Below are 21449 nucleotides of genomic sequence, written 5' to 3'. Positions count from 1 at the left end.
CCCGCGCCCCTGTCGGGCGCGTTCACTCACCCTCTGTTCAAAAGGAACCCTCATGCGTAGATCTTCTGTCCGCCGGGCCTCCGCGGCTCTCGCCGCTGCCACCTCGCTCGCTCTGGCGCTCACCGCCTGTGGCGGTACCACCAAGAACGACGTCAAGGACGAGGGCGCCTCGGCCGCCGCGACCGGCAAGGCCGACCCGAACGCGGCCACCAAGAAGGGCCTGACCGTCGGCTTCCTGCCGAAGGCGGTCAACAACCCGTACTTCACCTCCGCCGACAAGGGCGGCGAGGCCACGCTGAAGACGCTGGGCTCCAGCTTCAAGGAGGTCGGCCCCAGCAGCGCCACCGACACCTCCGGGCAGGTGTCGTACGTCAACACCCTCACCCAGCAGCAGGTCGACGCGATGGCCGTGTCCGCGCAGGACCCGGGCGCCCTGTGCACCGCGCTCAAGCAGGCCATGAAGAACGGCATCAAGGTCGTCACCTACGACTCGGACACCAAGACCGACTGCCGCAACGCCTTCGTCTCGCAGGCCAGCGCCGAGGACCTGGGCCGTACCGAGGTGCAGCTGCTCGCCGAGCAGATCGGCTACAAGGGTGAGATCGCGATCCTGTCCGCCGCGCAGACCGCGACGAACCAGAACGTCTGGATCGACTTCATGAAGAAGGAGCTGGCGGACCCGAAGTACAAGGACGTCAAGCTGGTCAAGGTCGCGTACGGCAACGACGACGCCCAGCAGTCCTTCCAGCAGACCCAGGGCCTCCTCCAGGAGTACCCGAACCTGAAGGGGATCATCTCCCCGACCACTGTCGGCATCAAGGCCGCCGCCCAGTACCTGTCCGGCTCGAAGTACAAGGGCAAGGTCAAGCTGACCGGCCTCGGCACCCCCAACGACATGCGCAAGTACGTCAAGAACGGCACGGTCGAGGGCTTCGAGCTGTGGGACCCGGCGAAGCTCGGCTCGCTGGCCGCGTACACCGCCGTCGCGCTGGCCTCGGGTCAGATCACCGGCAAGGAGGGCGAGACCTTCAAGGCCGGCGACATGGGTGAGTACACGATCGGCAAGGACGGCGTGATCAGCCTCGGCAAGCCGACCGTGTTCACCAAGGACAACATCGACCAGTTCAACTTCTGATTCCCCGGGGGCTGTTGATGCAACGCGTGTGCTTTCTGCTGAAGGTCCGGGCGGACCGCCTCGACGAGTACCGCGAGCGGCATGCCGCCGTGTGGCCCGAGATGCTCGACGCGCTCTCGGCCACCGGCTGGCACAACTACTCGCTCTTCCTGCGCGAAGACGGCCTGCTGGTCGGCTACTTGGAGACCGAGGACTTCGCCGCCGCCCAGGCCGGCATGGAAACCGCCGAGATCAACGCCCGTTGGCAGACGGAGATGGCGCCGTTCTTCGAATCGCTGGACGGCGCCCGCCCCGACGAGGCCATGAAACCCCTCACCGAGGTCTTCCACCTCGCCTGATCACCCCCGCTTCACCCCTCTCACCTCGCAAGACAACGGAGTCCCCGAGATGAAAAGACGAACGTTGCTGGGCGCCGCCCTCGCCGGCGCCGTGGTGACCCCCGCCTTCGCCGTCGGCAGTGCCCGCGCCGCCGACCCCGGCCCCTCGGTCACCCAGACCGGCAACACCACCCTCGACTCACAGGCCGTCTTCTTCGTGTCCTACGACGGCCTGGTCAACAACAACTCGTTCCAGAAGAACGCCCTGCTGACCTACAAGGGCTACCAGTACGCCGTCTGGTACACCGCCGACAGGAACGCCGTCGTCGGTCGCCGTGTCCTCGGCGGCACCACCTGGTCGACGGTCCAGGTCGGACACACCCTCAAGTCGAGCGACTCGCACAACGTCATCTCCATGGGCGTCTCCAAGACCGACGGCCGCCTCCACCTCAACATGGACTCGCACAGCGACGGCTTCACCTACGTCAAGTCGGTGGCCGGCCTCGTGGACAACCCGTCCGGGCTCAGCTGGACCGCGGCCCGTTTCGGCGCACCCCAGTCGACACTCGACGGACTCGCGCTCACCACGCAGTTCACCTACCCGCAGTTCGTCTCGCTGCCCGACGGCAAACTCCAGCTCAGCTACCGCGTCGGCATCTCCGGCAACGGCCGCAACGCGATCGCCGAATACGACGGCACCTCCTGGACCAACCTCGGCGAGTGGTCCAGCTCCACCGGCACGTACACCAGCGAGCACGGCTCGTCGACGGTCCGCAACATGTACCTGCACGGTATCGACTACGACAAGAACGGCCGCCTGCACTCGTTCTTCACCTGGCGCGAGCAGAACGGCGCCGTCATGTGCAACAGCGGCGGCATCACCAACCACGACACCGGTTACGTCTACTCCGACGACCGGGGCCGCACCTGGCGCAACAACGCGGGCACGCTCGTCGGCACCACCGGCGGCTCCGACAAGGTCGCCGTGACGGACAGCGGCCTGGTGGTCGACGCGCTCAACCCGGACCACTCCCTGATGAACCAGGAGAGCCAGTTCACCGACGCTGCCGGGCTGCCGCACGCGATCATCAGCTACGTACCCGGCCGCTTCGGCCAGTGCACCACAAACTACGTCGCCAACCGCACCGCCAACGGCCGCGCCTTCCACCTGCGCAAGAACTCCGCCGGCAGCTGGCAGAAGACCGAGATCCCGGTCCCGCTGAACTCCAGCCAGCGCACCAAGCTGGTCCTCGACAAGTACGACAACGCCTACGCGATCTTCCCGTTCGGCCGTATAGCCGGCGCCTCGAAGTCCTCCGGGTACACCGACTGGACGGTGCTGTTCGACGGCAGCGGTCTGAACGCCTTCGGTGAGGTCGTGATCGACGAGACGCGGATCGCCCAGGACAACGTCCTGTCCGTCCTCTACCAGGAGAAGTCGAGCGGTACGACCCCCTCGGCGCTCCATGTCGTCGACTTCCGGCTGCCCGCGTGACCGGAATGATCAGCGGATTAGTCAAAGCCGGGCAGGCCGCTAATGTAAGGGTCTGCCCGGTACCGTTCGTTTCCCTGGAGGTCCCCGCCTGATGGCCCAGCCGGTGGGTATCAAGGACGTCGCACGCGCCGCCGGAGTCTCCGTCGGCACGGTCTCGAACGTCATCAACCGCCCGGACTCGGTCGCCACCGAGACCCGCGCGCGAGTGCTGTCCGCGATCGACCGCCTCGGCTATGTCCGCAGCGAGTCGGCCCGTCAGCTGCGCGCCGGGCGCAGCCGCATCATGGGGCTGCTCGTCCTCGACATGGGCAACCCCTTCTTCGTCGACGTGGCACGCGGTGCCGAGCGGGCCGCGCGCGACGCCGGGCTCGGCGTGATGGTCTGCAACAGCGCGCAGAGCGCCGGGGAGGAGGCCGACTACCTGTCACTCTTCGCCGAGCAGCGGGTGCGCGGAGTGCTGCTCACCCCGGCCGACGCGACCGGCCGCAACATCGAGTCGTTCCGCCGGCACGGCATCCCGTTCGTCCTGGTCGACCGGGTCGCCGAGGGCACCACCGAGTGCTCGGTGTCCGTGGACGACGTGGCGGGCGGCGCACTGGCCGTACGCCATCTCATCGACGCCGGACACCGCTCCATCGCGTACGTCAGCGGACCGCCCGGCTTCAACCAGGTGCGCGACCGCCGCACGGGCGCCCTGAACGCGCTCGCCGAGGCGGGTCTCAGCCCCACCGCCCTGCGTGAGCTGCCCACCGAGCGCCTCGACGTGGCCGCGGGCCGGGACGCGGGCGCCCGTCTCCTCGGCCTCGCCGACCGTCCGACGGCCGTCTTCTGCGCCAACGACCTGCTCGCCCTCGGTGTCCTGCAGGCCATGTACGCGGCCGGTGTCGGCGTCCCCGACGACCTCGCGATCGTCGGCTACGACGACATCGAGTTCGCCGCCGCCGCGGCCGTCCCCCTCACCTCCGTACGTCAGCCCGCCGTGACGATGGGCGCCCTGGCCGCGGAACTCCTCCTGGAGGAGACCGAGACGGAGGCGGAGTCCGGCGCCAGGCGGCACTCGCACCGCAGGGTCGTGCTCCAGCCGGAGCTGGTGGTCCGGCGCTCCAGCCTGTCGGCCCGCTGAGTCGTCGTTCAGTAGAGGATTCAGTGGAGGATCCAGGAGAGGTTCCTGGAATTTCTTGATCCACGGGGTCGGCCGGGCGAAGAATCTGTGCTGGACTGGGCCACGGCCTGGAATTCATTCGTTCAAGGAGCCCTGTTGTCCGCCAGCTACCGACAGCCCGGTGTCGTCCTCACCGACCGCCGTTTCACCGTCCCCCTGGACCACGACGATCCCGGGGGCGAGACCATCGAGCTGTACGCCCGTGAGGTCGTCGCAGGCGGCAGCGCGAACCGGGACGACCTACCCTGGCTGCTCTACCTCCAGGGCGGTCCAGGCTTCGGAGCGAATCGTTTCGTCGGCCAGGGTGCCTGGCTCGGCCGCGCTCTGGAGGAGTTCCGTGTCCTCCTCCTCGACCAGCGCGGCACCGGCGCCTCCACGCCCGCCAACCGTCAGACGCTCCCGCTGCGCGGCGGGCCCGCCGACCAGGCCGCCTATCTGACCCGCTTCCGCGCGGACTCGATCGTCCGGGACTGCGAGGCCATACGCGCCTCGGTCACCGGCGGCGCTCCCTGGACCGTCCTCGGCCAGAGCTTCGGCGGCTTCTGCGCGGTGCACTATCTGTCGACGGCTCCCGAGGGTCTGTCCGCCGCCCTGATCACGGGCGGCCTCCCGTCGCTCGACGGACACGCGGACGACGTCTACCGGGCCGCATACCCCCGTATCGAACGCAAGGTCGCCGCACACTACGCGCGTTACCCGCAGGACGTCGACCGGGCGCGGCGGATCGCCGAGTACGTGAGCGTCCATGAGCCGGTCCTGCCGAACGGCTACCGCCTGACCGTCGAGGCCTTCCAGTCCCTCGGCATCCTCCTCGGCGGCGGCGAGGGCAGCCACCGGCTGCACTACCTCCTGGAGGACGCCTTCGTCCGGACCCCCGGGGGCCCGGCCCTGTCCGACGCGTTCGCGGAAGAGGTCCAGGGCCTCCTGTCGTACGCCGGCCATCCGCTGTACGCACTCGTCCACGAGGCCGTCTACGGCCAGGACGGCAGTCCCACCGACTGGTCCGCCGAGCGGACGCGCGCCGAGTTCCCGCAGTTCGACGCGGGCAAGTCCCTCGCGGGCGACGGCCCGTTGCTGTTCACCGGCGAGTCCGTCCACCCCTGGATGTTCGACGTCGACCCGGCCCTGCGCCCCCTGCGCGAAACGGCCGAACTCCTCGCCGCCCACACCGACTGGCCACCCCTGTACGACCGTTCACGCCTCGCCGCCAACGAGGTTCCGGTCGCCGCCGCCGTCTACCACGACGACATGTACGTCGACACCGGCCACGCGCTGGAGACCGCTCGGGCGATCGGGGGCCTGCGCACCTGGGTCACGGACGAGTTCGAGCACGACGGGGTGCGCGCGGGCGGCCCCCGGGTCCTCGACCGGCTGCTGGCCCTGGCCCGCGACGAGGTGTGACGGCCCCTGGTGACTCCTGCGCGGAGTCGGGACAGCTCGCGCGGTCCGGGGAGGTTTTTCGGGTCAAGCGTGGAGCGAACCGGTTCCGCGCAAGCGCTTCGAGGGGAGGCCGGGCCGTCGAAGCGCGGGATCAATGTCGTTCCAGTAGGTGAAGGCAGCCCCATCTCCCGCCCGAGGACGACCTGTTCGGGCAGGCCCTTTGGACGGGCGTCCCGTGATCCGGGTCTGCTACGAAGAAATCCCTGTTCACCAGTGTGATGGCGGGTCGGCCGGAGGGGCCGTGCCCACCTGCCGGGCCCGCCCGCGCAGCCCGCGACGCCCGCACGGTCGGCGGTCGCACCGTCCTGCGCTGCCGCCGCCTCGCAACTTTTCGACGGTGCCAACGGCTTGCAAACCATGGCAATCAGCCGTCGAATCGATTCCGCGACAGGGTTCACGGACCACACGCGCCACCACCGGAGGATGACCATGTCCAGAGCCAGAACGGTCCACGGCCTGTGGGTCGCCCCCATCGCTCTGCTCACCCTGCTGGCCGGTGGTCCGGTCACCGCCGGGGTCGCGTACGGCTTACCGATGGAACGTCAGGTGGCGGTCGCCGACCTGTATGTGGCGCCGGACGCGGCTCCCGGCGGTGACGGCAGCGCCGGGCGGCCGTTCGCCACCGTCGACCAGGCGCAGCAGCCCGCGCACCGGCTCTCGGCGGACTCCGACGTCGCCGTTCACCTGGCCGGAGGCACCTACCGGTTGTCCAGGCCGCTGACCTTCGGCTCCGGAGACGGCGGCCAGAACGGGCACACCATCACCTATCAGGCCGTGTCCGGACAGCAGCCGGTCCTGTCCGGTGCCCAGCAGGTTACTGGTTGGCAGGTGCATGATCAGACTAAGAACATCTGGTCGGTCCACGTCGGCACCGGCGTGAACTCCCGCCAGTTGTACGTGAACGGCAAGGGCGCGCCCCGGGCGGCGATCCAGGTATCCCGCTCCGGCTTCACCTTCACGCAGACCGGCCTGACCGTCACCGACTCCTCCCTCGACTATCTGGCCGGCCTTACGGACCAGAGCCACATGGAAGTCGAGAGCGTCAACTCCTTCACCGACCGCTACGCGCCGGTCAAGTCGATCAGCGGCAGAACCGTCACCATGCAGCAGCCCGCGTGGAACAACAACTCCTGGGGCTACGACACCGTCAACGCGCCGTTCGCCGGCGGGACGATGTACCTGGAGAACAACTACGCCTTCCTGAAGCAGGCCGGACAGTGGTATCTCGACTCGTCCACCGGCGACCTGTACTACCGGGCCCAGCAGGGGCAGGACCCGAACAGCCTCGACGTCGAACTGCCCCGGCTGCAGAGTCTGCTCGGCGTGAGCGGCAGCTACGCCTCACCGGCGACCGGACTGGCCTTCGCCGGCCTCCGGTTCACCGGGACCTCCTGGCTCGGCCCGAGCGGACCCGACGGATACGCGGACCAGCAGAGCGGCGCGCACATCACCGGTGCCTTCGCGATGCCCGCCAACTGGCTGAGCACCTGCAAGTCGGGGTGCACGCAGTTCGAGGCCACCCGTAACCACTGGGAGCAGATGCCCGCGGCCGTCCAGGTCTCCGCCGCGAGCGGCATCACGTTCTCCGGCAACACGTTCTCCGGACTCGGGCAGGCCGGACTGGGCGTGGGCAACGACGGCGTCGCCACTGCCTCCGGCACCGGACTCGGCGCGAACGGTGTCACCATCACCGGCAACACGTTCACCAACCTCTCCGGCAGCGGCATCCAGGTCGGCGGGATCCTGTCGGACGCGCACCACCCGAGCAACCCGCGGATGACCAACCAGAACATCACCATCAGCAACAACAAGGTCAGCGGGGTGGGCACGGACTACAAGGAGACCACGGGGATCCTGTCCACCTACGTCACGAACGCGACGATCACCCACAACCAGACGGACCATCTGCCCTACGACGGGATCGACATCGGCTGGGGCTGGGGGATGAACGACCCCGGCGGCAGTCAGGACTACGTCAACCGGGGCACGTACAACTACCAGCCCGTCTACAGCACTCCGACGACGCTGAAGAACAACACCGTCACCCACAACCTGGTCTTCGACACGAAGAACGCGATGTTCGACGGCGGCAGCATCTACAGCCTGTCGGCGGCCCCCGGCTCGGTGATCTCCGACAACTACATGTACGACAACAACCGCACCACCGCGCTGTACCTCGACGAGGGCTCCCGGTACCTGAAGGTGTCGGGCAACGTGGTGCAGGACGCGAGCAACTGGGCGCTCACCAACGCCAACGCGAACAACCACACCGACGACAGCACGTTCTCCGGCAACTGGTACAACGGCGGCAACACCTACGTGGCCACCGGCCCTCCGCACAACAACGTGCTGACCGGCAACGTCCAGGTCAGCGGCACCAACTGGCCGCAGGGTGCCCGCCAGGTCATCCAGCAGGCAGGCGTACAGCCGTCGGGCGACAGCGGTGGGGGCTTCCCCAGTGGCTACCACCAACTGGCGTTCGGCTCGGGCGGCCTGTGCCTGGACGTGTACGGAAACTCCGGCAGCGCGGGCGCCGCGATCGCCGAGTGGACCTGCGGCGGGCAGGGCAACCAGCAGTTCCAGTTCGTGCCGGCCTCGGGCGGTTTCGGGCAGTTGCAGGCGCAGAGCTCCGGGCTGGTCGTGGCGGTGTCCGGCGGTTCCACGGCCGCCGGCGTACCCAACATCGTGCAGCAGGCCCCGAGTACGGCGGCGGCCGGGCTGTGGCTGCCCGTACGGCAGTCGGACGGCTCGTACTCCTTCCAGAACCAGAACAGCGGCCTGTGCCTGGACGCCTACGGCGGCGGAGGTAACGCGGGCCAGCAGCTCGACCAGTGGTCATGCAAGAACACGGCAGGCAGCAACCAGGACTTCACCCCGCGCTGACCGACTCGCGCACCCGTTCACCCCCCGACCGTTCACCCCATCCATCCATCCACCCACCCGTTCACCCCCACCCACTGTCCCGCACCAGTGAGGAACGCTCATGCGGAAGTACTCGTCATTCCTGACCGTCGCGCTGGCGGCGACGCTGGCTGTCGCCACCGCTTTACCGGCGGTGGCCGCCACCGGCACCGGGTCGCCACCCTCTACCGCGGATGCCACCGCGCCCGCCGCTCTACGGCTGATGCCCTTGGGTGACTCGATCACCTGGGGCGTCGGCAGCCCGTCCGGCAACAGCTACCGAGGCTTTCTGCGCAACCAGCTGTCGGCCGACGGGCACGCCGTGGACTTCGTCGGCTCCGGCCGCAACGGCACCATGTCCGACCCGGACAACGAAGGCCACTCCGGCTGGCGCATCGACCAGATCGCGGGCATCGCCGACTCCGTGCTGGCCCGCTACCGTCCGAACGTGGTGACCCTGGAGATCGGCACCAACGACCTCAACGGCAACTACCAGATCCCGACCGCTCCCGACCGGCTGCGTGCGCTGATCGACCAGATCACCCGCGACGTCCCCGGCGTGACCGTTCTCGTCGGCACCGTGATCATCTCCACCAGCGGCACCGAGGAGGCCAACCGGCCCGGGTTCAACGCCAAGCTTCCCGCGATCGTCCAGGCCGCGCGGGCCGCCGGCAAGCACGTACGCCTGGTGGACATGGGCGCGTTGAACAGGGCGGACCTCTCCGATGCCCTGCACCCCAACGAGAACGGCTTCCGCAAGATGGCGGACGCCTTCAACGCGGGGGTGCGGGCGGCGGACGCGGCAGGCTGGATCAGGCCGCCGGCTTCGGCGGTCGATCAGGTCCAGCGGCGGACCCTCGGGTGAGGTGACGGACACAAAGACCCGCGCCCGGCACGGCGACCGTCGCCGGGCGCGGATTCGGCATGCCCGTACAGCGGTTTGACCAGCAGAAACATGGGATGAATCTCCTCGCTGGATCGTCGGGACAGGGCTATTGACAGCTAGATGGGCCTGTGGGATCACTAGCAACATGGGATGTCTGAGTGTTCCCTGTGAGTGCTCACGGGCACCCGGCCGGGAGCGGTCGACACCCCTTCCACCCCTTCCGAACCCTTCGGACAGGCACGGCACTCTCCGTCCGCACCCCCGCATATCCGAGGACACAGAATGCAGCCTCCATCCGCTCCGCCCCCCACCCCCACCGCACGCGCGTCCCGCTTACCGGCAGCGGCCTCCGCATGCGTGCTGGCCCTGCTGGCCATGCTGCTGGCATCCGCGCCGACCTGGTCCGCCTCGGCATCGACGGCAGCCCTGGTGAGCTCGGCGTCGGGGCGGTGCCTGGACGTCACGGGCAACGTCGACACGTCGGGCACGGCGCTGCAGATCTGGGACTGCAACGACCAGGTCAACCAGGCGTTCGAGTTCACGTCGGCGGGCGAGCTGAGGGCGATGAACGGCACCCGGTGCGTGGACGCGTACGACAACCGGACGGCCCCGGGAGCCCCGGTGGTCATCCGGCCGTGCGACGGACGGCCGACCCAGATGTGGCGCCACACCTCCGACGGACCCGTCACCGGTACCGCCTCCGGATTCTGCCTGGACGTGAACGGGGCGGCCACGGCCAACGGCACCGCGCTCATCCTGTGGACCTGCAACGGCCAGAGCAACCAGAAATGGACCTCGCCGACCTCCCCGCCGCCCGTGCCGGGCGGATCGGGCCCGTGCGGCATCTACGCCGCCGCCGGTACACCGTGCGTGGCCGCGCACAGCACCGTGCGAGCGCTCTACGGTTCCTACAACGGCTCCCTCTACCAGGTCAGGCGGGCCTCGGACAACACCACCCGGGACATCGGTCTGCTGGCGCCCGGCGGCTTCGCCGACGCCGCGGCGCAGGACGCGTTCTGCGCTGGCACCTCCTGCGTGATCACGGTCGTCCGCGACCAGTCGGGACACGGCAACGACCTGTGGTACCAGGGCTCCGCCCAGGTCCCGGGCTCGAACCAGAGCAGCCCCGCGAAGGCCACCTCCGAGTCGCTGACCGCCGGGGGCACCAAGGCGTACTCGCTGTACATCAACCCGGGGAACAGCTACTGGCGCGACGGCCACCTGACGGGCGTACCGACAGGTGCAGCGCCCGAAGGGGCCTACATGGTGACCAGCGGCACCCACGTCAACGGCGGCTGCTGCTTCGACTACGGCAACAGCGAGACGACCCGCAAGGCCGACGCGGCAGGCGCGATGGACGCGATCAACTTCAGCACCCAGTGCTGGTTCGGCGGCTGTTCGGGACGGGGCCCCTGGGTGCAGGCCGACCTCGAATGGGGCCTGTACTCCGGCGGCAGCCAGTCCTGGAACCCCAACCAGCGGGCCTTCACGGACAAGTTCGTCACCGCGATGCTGAAGAACAACGGCACGTCGAGGTTGGCCCTCAAGGGCGGCAGCGCCCAGTCGGGGAACCTGACCACCCTGTGGGACGGCGGGCTGCCCGGCGGATACAGCCCCATGAAGAAGCAGGGGGCCATCATCCTGGGCAGCGGCGGTGACTGCTGCAAGCCCGGCGGCGGCGCCAACCTGAGCGCCGGCACCTTCTACGAGGGGGCCATCGTCGCCGGCTACCCCTCCGACGCGACCGACAACGCGGTGCAGGCCGACATCACCGCCGCCGGCTATCGCTGAACGCGCGGCACCGCTCCGCCGCTCGTCCGCCGGCGATCGTCGCCGCGCCGACCCGGTGGCGCGCCCGCACTCGGCTCCGGGGCGGCAGCCCGTCGCCGCCCCGGCAGGTCGCCGCGCCGTGCACCACTCACGTACGGAAGCAGGCCCTGTCCAGCACGCGCGCCGCAGCGCAGCGGCGCCCTGTCTCAGGAGGATCTGATGAGGACGAGAGGGACAACCGGCCGGCTGGCCGCGGTGGCCGGGCTGGTCCTGGCGCTCGTGCTGCCGTTGTCGTCGACGGCATCGAGCCAGGCCGCCGCGGTCAAGTCGCTGAGCGTGAACCTGGCCTCGACGCGGGGACCGTCGACCGGCGTGGGGGAGGGGTTCCTCTACGGCATCAGCCAGGACGGTACCCAGCCCGTGGACCGGTTCCTCCAGCCGCTGGGGATCAACGCGTTCCGCGGTGGCGGCTGGTTCTCCGGCGGCTGGATCAAGGACGGCTACCAGTACGGCTCGGCCACCCGCGCCGACCTCGACTCGATCACCGCGCAGGCGAAACGGCTCACCCAACCGCCGTATCACGCGCAGTACCAGGTGCTCGTGAGCGACATCTACGGCGCGAACGGCGGCCAGCCCTCGAACACGAGGTACCCGTGCGACAACGGTGACTGCTCCAACTGGGTCAGCTTCATCGACTCCACGGTGGGGGCGCTGCAGGCTTCGGGGCTCACGTTCTCCTACGACATCTGGAACGAGCCGGACATCTCCGCCTTCTGGACCCGGGGCGTCAACAGCGCCCAGTACTTCCAGATGTGGGACACCGCCTACCGGGAGATCCGGCGTATCGCCCCCGGGGCGCAGATCGTGGGCCCGTCGTTCGCGTTCACCCCGCAGGGCAACCCCGGTCAGTGGCGCACCTGGCTCGCGCACGTGAAGTCGGCCGGGACGGTTCCGGACATGATCGCCAACCACAACGAGGGCGACGTCGACGACCCCGTCACCGTCGGGCAGAGCCTGCGCGCCGCCCTGAGCTCGGCGGGCATCGGTCCGTTGCCGCTGTCCTCGAACGAGTACCAGCCGGCCGACCGACAGACCGCCGGGGTGACCGCCTGGTACCTGGCGCGGTTCGCGCAGTCCGACTACACCAACGCGATGCGCGGCAACTGGGTGTGCTGCGTCGTCCCGAACCTGACGGGAGTGCTCACCCAGAGCGGGGGCACCTGGCAGCCGACCGGCAACTGGTGGGCGCTTCGGGACTACGCCGACCTGACCGGCACCCTCGTCGCCACCTCCGGCCAGGTCGGCTCGACGGCTGTCTCGGCATCCGAGGACCCCGCCGCGAAACGCGTGGTGGCCGTCGTCGGCGACTCGAACGGATACACCGGGGACGCGTCCGTCGCCTTCAACGGGCTGTCGTCCCTGCCCTGGCTGACGAGCGCCGGCGGTGTGCATGTCACCGTCCACCGCATCCCGGACCAGGCGCCGCTGGCCGCGCCGCAGACCGTGTACGACCAGAACGTGAGCGTCTCGGGCGACTCGATCACCGTGCCGTTCACGTTCCAGGGCTCGCACGACGCGTTCTCCGTCTATCTGACACCGGCATCGTCCGGCGGTGGGGGCGGTGGCGGCTTCCCGGACGGCTCCCACCAACTCGTCGTCGCCAGCAACAACCTGTGCCTGGACGTGTACGGCAACTCCACCAGCGCGGGCGCCGCGATCGACCAGTGGTCCTGCAACGGGCAGGGCAACCAGCAGTTCCAGTTCGTGCCCGATTCGGGCGGCTACGGCGAACTGCGCGCCCAGAGCTCCGGCCTGGACGTGACGGTCGCCGGCAGCTCCACGGCGGCGGGCGTTCCTGACATCGTCCAGCAGGCCCCCGGCGCGGCGCCCAACGCGCTCTGGCTGCCCGTGCGCCAGTCCGACGGCAGCTACGCGTTCCAGAACCGCAACAGCGGTCTGTGTCTGGACGTCTACGGCGCCGGCAGCACCGCGGGACAGCAACTGGACCAGTGGCAGTGCAAGAACGCGCCGGGCAGCAACCAGGACTTCGTCGTCCGCTGATACCGCACCCGACGCGGACCCCATCGACCTGCGAAAGGAATCCCCAACGTGTCAGCAATCAGAGGGCTGTTCAGGCGCATGCGCGCCTCGACGGCCGTGCTCGCGGGCCTCGTCCTGGCAGCGGGCGGCCTCGTGGCCACGACCGCCGTACCGGCCCAGGCCGCGACGTCCATCACCATCAACGGCGCGTCCGGCGGGCGGACCTTCGACGGAGTCGGCGCGATCAGTGGCGGAGGCGGCAACAGCAGGCTCCTGATCGACTATCCCGAGCCCCAGCGCGGGCAGATCCTCGACTACCTCTTCCGGCCCGGCTACGGCGCCTCGCTGCAGATCCTCAAGGCCGAGATCGGCGGGGACACCAACTCCACCTCGGGGGCCGAGCCCAGCCACCAGCACACCCGCTCCGACCTCAACTGCGACCGGGGCTACGAGTGGTGGCTGATGGAGCAGGCGAAGGCCCGAAACCCCGCCATCAAGCTGTACGGGCTCTCCTGGGGCGCGCCCGGCTGGATCGGCGGCGGGAACTTCTGGTCCAACGACATGACCAACTACCTGCTCTCGTGGCTGGGTTGCGCAAAGCAGCACGGGCTCACCATCGACTACCTCGGCGGTTGGAACGAGCGGGGTTACAACGTCTCCTGGTACCAGCAACTGCGTAGCGCGCTCAACAACAACGGCTACGGCAGCGTCAAGATCGTCGCGGCCGACTCCGACTGGGCCGTGGCGAACGACGTCAACTCCAACCCGGCGTTCGCCTCCGCCGTGAACGCCATCGGTACGCACTACCCCTGCGGCTACCGCTCCTCCCAGTCCAACTGCTCGGTGCCGTCGGCCGCCATGTCGAGCGGCAAACCCCTGTGGGCCAGCGAGAACGGCTCGGACGACTACAACGGGGGAGCACCGGCGATGGCCCGCGGCATCAACCGCGGATACATCGACGGCCGGATGACCGCGTACCTCAACTGGCCGGTGGTCGCGGCGCTCACCCCGAACCTGCCGTATCCCACCATGGGTCTCTCCCTGGCCGCGCAGCCGTGGTCGGGGCACTACTCGATCGGCAAGAACACCTGGGTGATGGCGCACACCACCCAGTTCACGGCCCCGGGGTGGAAGTACCTCGACGCCTCCAGCGGCTACATCGGCGGCAACCGGAACAACGGCAGCTACGTGTCGCTGAAGTCGCCGACCACCTCCGACTACTCCACGGTCATCGAGACGATGGACGCGGGCGGCGACCAGACACTGGACTTCAACGTCACCGGGGGCCTGTCCACCGGAGCCGTCCACGTCTGGTCGACCGACGTCAACTCCGGCAACACGGCCGACCATTTCGCGCACACCACCGACATCACCCCCACGGGCGGCGGCTTCTCCTTGACCGTGAAGCCCCACCGCGTCTACACCCTGACCACCACGACCGGCCAGGGCAAGGGCACCGCCACCGGCCCCGCCTCGGGCGCGATGAGCCTGCCGTACAGCGACTCCTTCGACGGCTACGCCACCGGTAACGAGGCGAAGTACCTCATGGACTGGCAGGGCGCCTTCGAGGTGGCGGGCTGCGGCGGCGGCCGCACCGGCAGGTGTGTGCGCCAGATGAGCCCGCAGAAGCCGATCACCTGGGACGCGCTGTCCGATCCGCACGCCCTGCTCGGTGACGTGAGCTGGAACAACTACACCGTCTCGTCCGACGTACTGCTCGAACAATCGGGATACGCCGAGCTCATCGGCCGCGCGAACGCACAGGACTACTCCAGCACCGGCGGACTGAACGCCTACCACCTGCGGGTGAGCGACACCGGAGCCTGGTCGATCCTGAACTCGCGCACCAACGGCAACGTCGCCACCCTCGCGAGCGGCACGACCGCGCCCCTGGGCACCAACCGCTGGCACACCCTGGCGCTGACCTTCTCCGGCAGCACCATCACCGCCGTCATCGACGGAGCCACGGTCGGTTCCGCCAACGACCGCACCTGGGCCGCCGGCCAGGTCGGCTACCAGACCAGCCAGAACGAGACGGCACAGTTCGACAACCTGTCCCTCACCCCCGGCAGCGGCGGAGGCGGTGGCGGCTCGATCGCCACGATCGTCGGGGCCGGCTCCGGCCGGTGCGTGGACGTACCGAACGCGTCGCAGACGTCCGGCACCCAGGTGGCGCTGTGGGACTGCAACGGCGGCGCCAACCAGCAGTGGACGAGCACCTCGGCCGGTGAACTGCGCGTCTACGGCAGCGCCTGCCTGGACGCCTCGGGCGGCGGCACCAGCCCCGGTACCAAGGTCGACATCTGGACCTGCGACGGCAGCGGCAAGCAGAAGTGGACGCTGGGCGCCGACGGCACGATCACAGCCCAGTCCGGCCTGTGCCTGGACGCCGCCGGCGCCGCAACCGCCAACGGCACCCTGCTGCAGCTGTGGACCTGCAACGGCGCGAGCAACCAGAAGTGGACGCGCGACTGATCCCGGGACAGCCGGGACGACCGACCCCTCAACGACGCTGAGAGGCTCCGCATGACTTCCTCACCCCTCCCGATCAGCCGGCGCCGGCTGATCGGGGCGACCGGCGCGGCCACGGCCCTGGGCCTGCTGCGGTTCGCCCCCCAGGCGGCCGCGACCGACGGCCCCACCAGCTACACCCCGAGCTGGTCCTCCGTCGACCAGCACCCCCCGGCCCCGACCTGGTTCAAGGACGCGAAGTTCGGCATCTACTACCACTGGGGCGCCTTCAGCGTCCCCGCGTTCGGCAACGAGTGGTACCCGCGCAACATGTACATCGGCGGCTCCAACGAGAACCGGCACCACATCTCCACCTACGGCGACCCGTCGGCATGGCCGTACCACAACTTCATCGACGGGGCCCGCGACAAGTCGGGCAGGTTCGTGCAGTTCGCCCCCAAACTCACCTCCCAGGGCGGCAGTTGGGACCCGAACGCCTGGGCGCAGCTGTTCAAGGCGGCGGGCGCGCGGTTCGCGGGCCCGGTCGCCGAGCACCACGACGGCTTCTCCATGTGGAACAGCCGCGCAAACCCGTGGAACTCCGTCCAGCACGGCCCCCGACTCGACCTCGTGGGCCTGCACGCACAGGCCGTCCGCGGCCAGGGGATGAAGTTCATGGCCTCGCTGCACCACGCCTACAACTTCACCGGCTACTACGACAACGTGCCGTCCCAGTCGGACCAGACGCTCCGCATCCTCTACGGCCAGCTGGGCTCCGCCGCGGAGAACAAGCTCTGGTACGACAAGCTGGTCGAGGTCATCGACGGCTACCAGCCGGACCTGGTCTGGCAGGACTTCAACCTGGGCCGGGTGGACGAGTCCTACCGGCTCCAGTTCCTCGCGCACTACTACAACAAGGCGGTCGCCTGGAACAAGGACGTGGCCGCGACCTACAAGGACGGCCTCAACAACAAGGGCGAGGTCTTCGACTTCGAGCGCGGCGGCCCGGCGGGGCTGCTCACCCCCTACTGGCTGACCGACGACAGCATCTCCTCCTCCAGTTGGTGCTACACGGTGGGCATCGGCTACTACTCGACGCAGGCACTGCTGCACTCGCTGATCGACCGGGTCAGCAAGGGCGGCACCATGCTGCTGAACATCGCCCCGACGGCCGAGGGCATCATCCCCTCCGGACAGCAGTCGATCCTGCTCGGCATGGGGGACTGGCTCGGCCGCTTCGGAGAGGCGGTCTACGACACCCGCTCCTGGACCAGTTACGGCGAGGGCCCCACCAAGATGGGCGGAGGCTCGTTCAGCGGACCCGTGGCGGGCAAACCGCAGGACGTCCGGTTCACCCGCAGCCAGAACAACAAGGTTCTCTACGTCACCGCGCTGGGCTGGCAGGGCGGCACCCTGAACGTCACCACGCTGAACTCGAACCGGATCAACCTCAGCAGCCTGACCGGTGCCCAACTTCTCGACAACACCGCCGGCACCTACCTCAACCTGCCCGCACCGACCCAGGACGCCTCCGGCCTGCACCTGGCCATGCCCTCGTCCAACCCGCCGTTCAACGCCCTGGCGTACACCGTCAAGCTCACCTTCTCCGGTGAGATCCCCGTACTGGACGCGCCGGGCGGCCCCACGACCTGGGTGAAGATCGCCAACGTGACCAGCGGACTCGCGCTCGACAGCGGCGGGAACGTCGCCTCCGGCTCCAACCTCAAGCAGTGGACCTACGACGGCAGCCCCAACCTGCAGTGGCAGCTGATCGACCTCGGCAACGGCTACCACCGGATCATGAACCGGGCGAGCGGCATGGCCGCCGACAGCTGGGGCAACTCCGCCAACGGCGCGCCCGCCCGCCAGTCGGCGTGGACCGGCGGCAACAACCAGCAGTGGTCCCTGGCAAGCCTCGGCGACAACCGCTTCCAGATCGTCAACCGGGCCACCGGCACCGCCCTCGACGGCAGCGGCTCCACCACGTCCGGCTCCACCACGGTGCTGTGGACGCCGAACTCCAGCACCAACAACGAATGGACCGTCACCGGCGTCTGAACCACTCCGGCGACCGACGTTCCCTGTCCGTGCCCCGACGTCCGTCCCCCGACCAAGGAAAAGGAAGAAGGAGTACATGAAACGCAAACCGTTACTGCTGTCCATCGTGGCCGCGCTGCTTCTCGTCCTGTCAGCTGCGGGCTCCTCGTTCAGCAGCGTCATGAACCCGCCCGGGGCGCCCTCCGCCGCCGCCGCGACCGCCGGCTGCGGGAAGGCCCCGCTGGCGAGTGGTAACCACACCATCCAGAGCGGCGGCCAGACGCGCAGCTACATCCTGCGGGTTCCTTCCGGCTACGACAGCAACCACCCGTACCGGCTGGTCTTCGGTTTCCACTGGCGCGGCGGAACGGCCAACGACGTCGACTCGGGCGGGACGGACGGCTACAACTGGTCCTACTACGGCCTGCGGCGTCTCGCGGACAGCGCGAACAACGGCACGATCTTCGTCGCCCCGCAGGGCAACGGCAACGGCTGGGCCAACCCCGGTGGCCAGGACGTGGCCTTCGTCGACGCCATGGTCAGCCAGCTCGAGGCAGGTCTGTGCGTCGACACCACCCAGTTGTTCGCCGGCGGCTTCAGCTACGGCGGCGGGATGTCGTACGCCCTCGCCTGCTCCCGGGCGACGGTCTTCCGCGCGGTCGCCGTCTACTCCGGCGCGAACCTCAGCGGATGCAGCGGCGGCAACCAGCCCATCGCCTACATGGGTCTGCACGGCCTCAGGGACAACGTGCTGCCCATCTCGTCGGGACGGGAACTGCGTGACACCTTCGTCCGGAACAACGGCTGCACCCGGCAGAACCCGCCCGAGCCTGCCAACGGGAGCCTGACGCACATCATCACCACCTACTCCGGATGCCGGTCCGGATACCCCGTCGTCTGGGCCGCGTTCGACGGCGCGGGCCACGACCCCGGTCCCATCGACGGTTCCACCGGTGACGGCTGGCGCACCTGGACGTCGGGAGCGGTGTGGCAGTTCTTCTCCCAGTTCGGCTCGGACCAGCCGCCGAACCCGCCTTCGGGCAGCAGCCAGAAGATCGTCGGTCAGCAGTCGGGGCGCTGCCTCGACATCGGCAACTCCGCGACGGCCAACGGTACGCAGGCACAGCTGTGGGACTGCCACGGCGGCACCAACCAGCGGTGGACCTACAACGCCGGAAAGCAGCTGGTCGTCTACGGCAACAAGTGCCTGGGTGTCGGCCAGTCCGCGGGCAACGGGACCGCGGCGGCGATCTTCGACTGCACGACGCTGGCGGACCAGCAGTGGAACGTCAATTCCAACGGCACGATCACAGCGGCGCAGTCCGGGCTCTGCCTGGACGCCGCCGGCCAGGGGACCGCGAACGGGACGAAACTCCAGCTGTGGAGTTGCTCGGGCGGTGCGAACCAGAACTGGCGCCTGGAGAGCTGACTCGTGGGGCCGGGTGGAGCAGAGGCCTGCCCGGACCCGTAGGCCTCGACGCACGTCCGTACGACAGCCCCGCCGAGCCGGCATCTGCGCCGGCTCGGCGGGGCTGCCGTGTGTCCTGTACCGCGATGCGGTGGTGCGCGGCGGCTCTCGACGGCCGGTTCAGGCAGCCGCCAACTCCTCGCCCGGGGAACGGTGTTCGAGGTGCAGCCGGAGCCCTTCCGGCATCACCGTCAGGCGTTCCGCCACCCGCAGCCGGTAGTCCGGGTCGGGCTTCAGGTCGTAGCGGCGCAACAGCAGACCGAGGACCAGGGTCGCCTCGTGCAGGGCGAACTGGCGGCCGATGCACGCCCGGGCCCCGGTGCCCCAGGGCTTGAACGCGTGAGCGGGGCGGGCGCGCACGGCCGCCGCGTCGAAACGGTCCGGGTCGAAACGGTTCGCGTCGGCGCCCCAGACCGTCGGGTCGCGGTGCAGCAGCGGAGCCAGGACCAGCGTCCAGGCGCCCTCGCGCATCGGATGCTCGCCGCCGAGCACCGTGTCGTGGCGGGCCTCGCGGGCGAAACCGGGCGCCGTCGGCCACAGCCGCAGCGACTCGTCGAGCACCCGGCGCACATACCGCAGCTTGGCGATCTGGTCGTAGCCGGGGACCTCCGCCCCGCCCCAGACACGGTCCACCTCGGCGCGGGCGCGGGCGGCGACCTCCGGGTGCCGGGAGAGATAGTGCAGGGCGAAGGAGAGCGCGCCGGACGTCGTCTCGTGCCCGGCGATGAGGAAGGTGAGGACCTGCCGGCGCACGTTCTCGGGCCCGAGGCGTTCACCGGTCTCGGGGTGGGTGGTGTCGAGCATGCGGTCGAGCAGATCGCCGGTGCCGCCGCCCCCGCCGTCCGACGCCCGGCGGGCCCGTACGAGCTCGTCGACCGTCCTGTTCAGGTACGCCACGGCCGCCTCGTTGCGCCGTGTGGCCCGGCGCAACAGCAGCGGGGCGAGCGGCGCGGGGACGATGTTCAGATACTGCGCGTGGTTCAGGGCGCCCACCATCGCCGTCACGAAGGGGTGCGGGCGGGCCCGTTCGAAGGAGCCGAAATCGTGCCCGAAGCCGGTGCGCGCGATGGTCTCCAGGGTCAGCTTCGTCATGTCGCCGGGCACGTCCACCGCACGGCCCGCGACCAGTTCCCGGTCCCAGTGGTCCGTGAGCTGCCCGGCCACGGCCAGCATCATCGGGTGGTACTCAGCCATCGCCTCGCGGCTGAAACCGGGGGCGAGAACGTCGTGCGCCAGCTGCCAGTTGGGCTCGTCGTTGTACGCCGTGAACAGTCCGTCCCCGGCGACCGGGCGGAGGTTGGCCACCCCGAGGCCCACATGTTTGGCGAAGCGGGTCTCGTCCGCCAGATCGCCGGTGAGCTCCGCGCCCCAGACGAACACGATCTCCTTGCCGAACACCCTGCGCCGGAAGATCGGCCCGAGCTGCCGTCCGACGCGCATCGAGTCCTGGAGGGGCGTACGGGGACTGACACCGACCAGGTCGCCGAGCAGCGGAATCCGGCGCGGCGGATGCGGGATCCGCCGCAGCTCCGGCCAGCCCAGCTCGGCACTGCGGAACCCCCTGGACGCGGCTGTCCGGGTCGCCGTCTCGGTCATGGCGCCATCTCCCTTGATGCAGGGGCGTGTTGATCCTGTTGTATGTGGATTCAATAGCGGGGTCAGTCTGATCCCGCTGTTGAATCCACGTCAAGTAAAGTGCGGCCATGGCTGCGAAGGGCGGGGAGCGCACACGTCGGCGGTTGAGTACCGGCGAGCGCCGGGAGCAGCTCCTGTCGGTCGGTGCGCGGCTGTTCTCGGAGAGCCCGTACGACGACGTGTGGATCGAGCAGGTCGCCGAGATCGCCGGGGTCTCGCGCGGGCTGCTCTACCACTACTTCCCGACCAAGCGGGACTTCTTCGCGGCGGTCGTGGAGCGCGAGAGCGAGCGCATGCTGCGGATGACGGCGGCCGTGCCGGGCGTTCCCGCACGGGATCAACTGGACGCGAACCTCGACGCGTTCCTCGCCTACGTCGAGGAGCACGCGCACGGCTATCGCGCCTTCCATCGTGCCGACGCGTCCGGCGACCAGGCCGTACGGAAGGTCTATCAGCGGGCGCTGGCCGCACAGGAGCGGCAGATCCTCGCGGCGCTCGCGGCGGACCCGGAGTTCGGGCGGCTGTCCGGGGAGCGGCCCGAACTGCGGCTCGCCGTCCGGGGCTGGCTGGCGTTCACCACCGCCGTGTGCCTGGAGTGGCTGCGCGGTTCGGACCTGTCCCGGCAACAGGTGCGGGACCTGTGCGCGCGGTCGCTGCTCGGCACCCTCGCGCCCTGAAGCCGGGCGGCCTTCGGTAGGGAATCGCACGGGAT

General features: G+C 69.3%; 14 protein-coding genes. 13 read left to right on the top strand and 1 reads right to left on the bottom strand.

What is annotated here, in order from left to right; genetic code table 11:
* Positions 1 to 52 precede the first annotated feature (52 nt).
* From rhaS to QA861_RS03715, 12 genes are all read left to right on the top strand, one after another.
* Complete coding sequence (rhaS, locus tag QA861_RS03770; protein ID WP_334586751.1) at positions 53 to 1135, top strand: rhamnose ABC transporter substrate-binding protein; 1083 nt, start codon at positions 53 to 55, stop codon at positions 1133 to 1135.
* A gap of 17 nt (positions 1136 to 1152) precedes the next feature.
* Positions 1153 to 1473, top strand: a complete 321-nt coding sequence (locus QA861_RS03765) for an L-rhamnose mutarotase (RefSeq protein WP_334586750.1) — start codon at positions 1153 to 1155, stop codon at positions 1471 to 1473.
* 49 nt (positions 1474 to 1522) lie between these two features.
* Positions 1523 to 2947: a BNR repeat-containing protein gene (locus tag QA861_RS03760; RefSeq protein WP_334586749.1), complete on the top strand. Its 1425-nt coding sequence runs from the start codon at positions 1523 to 1525 to the stop codon at positions 2945 to 2947.
* A gap of 91 nt (positions 2948 to 3038) precedes the next feature.
* Complete coding sequence (locus tag QA861_RS03755; RefSeq protein ID WP_334586748.1) at positions 3039 to 4070, top strand: LacI family DNA-binding transcriptional regulator; 1032 nt, start codon at positions 3039 to 3041, stop codon at positions 4068 to 4070.
* Between the two features lie 135 nt (positions 4071 to 4205).
* Complete coding sequence (locus tag QA861_RS03750) at positions 4206 to 5510, top strand: alpha/beta fold hydrolase (protein WP_334586747.1); 1305 nt, start codon at positions 4206 to 4208, stop codon at positions 5508 to 5510.
* A 468-nt stretch (positions 5511 to 5978) separates the two neighbouring features.
* On the top strand, positions 5979 to 8432 hold the full coding sequence (locus QA861_RS03745; RefSeq protein WP_334586746.1) for an RICIN domain-containing protein: 2454 nt from the start codon (positions 5979 to 5981) through the stop codon (positions 8430 to 8432).
* A 100-nt stretch (positions 8433 to 8532) separates the two neighbouring features.
* A complete protein-coding gene (locus QA861_RS03740) occupies positions 8533 to 9315 on the top strand; it encodes an SGNH/GDSL hydrolase family protein (RefSeq protein WP_334586745.1) in 783 nt (260 codons plus the stop codon).
* A gap of 381 nt (positions 9316 to 9696) precedes the next feature.
* Positions 9697 to 11127 (top strand): arabinofuranosidase catalytic domain-containing protein, encoded by a 1431-nt coding sequence (locus QA861_RS03735; protein ID WP_334590443.1) that lies wholly within the window; start codon positions 9697 to 9699, stop codon positions 11125 to 11127.
* Between the two features lie 198 nt (positions 11128 to 11325).
* Positions 11326 to 13167, top strand: a complete 1842-nt coding sequence (locus QA861_RS03730; RefSeq protein ID WP_334586744.1) for an RICIN domain-containing protein — start codon at positions 11326 to 11328, stop codon at positions 13165 to 13167.
* A gap of 48 nt (positions 13168 to 13215) precedes the next feature.
* Positions 13216 to 15621 (top strand): ricin-type beta-trefoil lectin domain protein, encoded by a 2406-nt coding sequence (locus QA861_RS03725; RefSeq protein ID WP_334586743.1) that lies wholly within the window; start codon positions 13216 to 13218, stop codon positions 15619 to 15621.
* Positions 15622 to 15672: 51 nt separating this feature from the next.
* Positions 15673 to 17655, top strand: a complete 1983-nt coding sequence (locus QA861_RS03720; RefSeq protein WP_334586742.1) for an alpha-L-fucosidase — start codon at positions 15673 to 15675, stop codon at positions 17653 to 17655.
* 76 nt (positions 17656 to 17731) lie between these two features.
* Positions 17732 to 19063, top strand: coding sequence for a ricin-type beta-trefoil lectin domain protein (locus tag QA861_RS03715; protein WP_334586740.1), 1332 nt, complete (start codon positions 17732 to 17734; stop codon positions 19061 to 19063).
* 159 nt (positions 19064 to 19222) lie between these two features.
* Here QA861_RS03715 and QA861_RS03710 read toward each other — a convergent pair whose 3' ends face one another.
* Positions 19223 to 20698, bottom strand: coding sequence for a cytochrome P450 (locus QA861_RS03710; RefSeq protein WP_334586739.1), 1476 nt, complete (start codon positions 20696 to 20698; stop codon positions 19223 to 19225).
* 107 nt (positions 20699 to 20805) lie between these two features.
* Between QA861_RS03710 and QA861_RS03705 the strand changes: the two genes are divergently transcribed.
* Positions 20806 to 21414 carry a TetR/AcrR family transcriptional regulator gene (locus QA861_RS03705; RefSeq protein ID WP_334586738.1) on the top strand — a complete coding sequence of 203 codons (609 nt, stop codon included), beginning with the start codon at positions 20806 to 20808 and terminating at the stop codon, positions 21412 to 21414.
* Positions 21415 to 21449 lie beyond the last annotated feature (35 nt).

The sequence above is a fragment of the Streptomyces sp. B21-083 genome, assembly GCF_036898825.1.
GTDB lineage: Bacteria > Actinomycetota > Actinomycetes > Streptomycetales > Streptomycetaceae > Streptomyces.
This window is presented reverse-complemented; position numbering and strand designations above follow the sequence as displayed.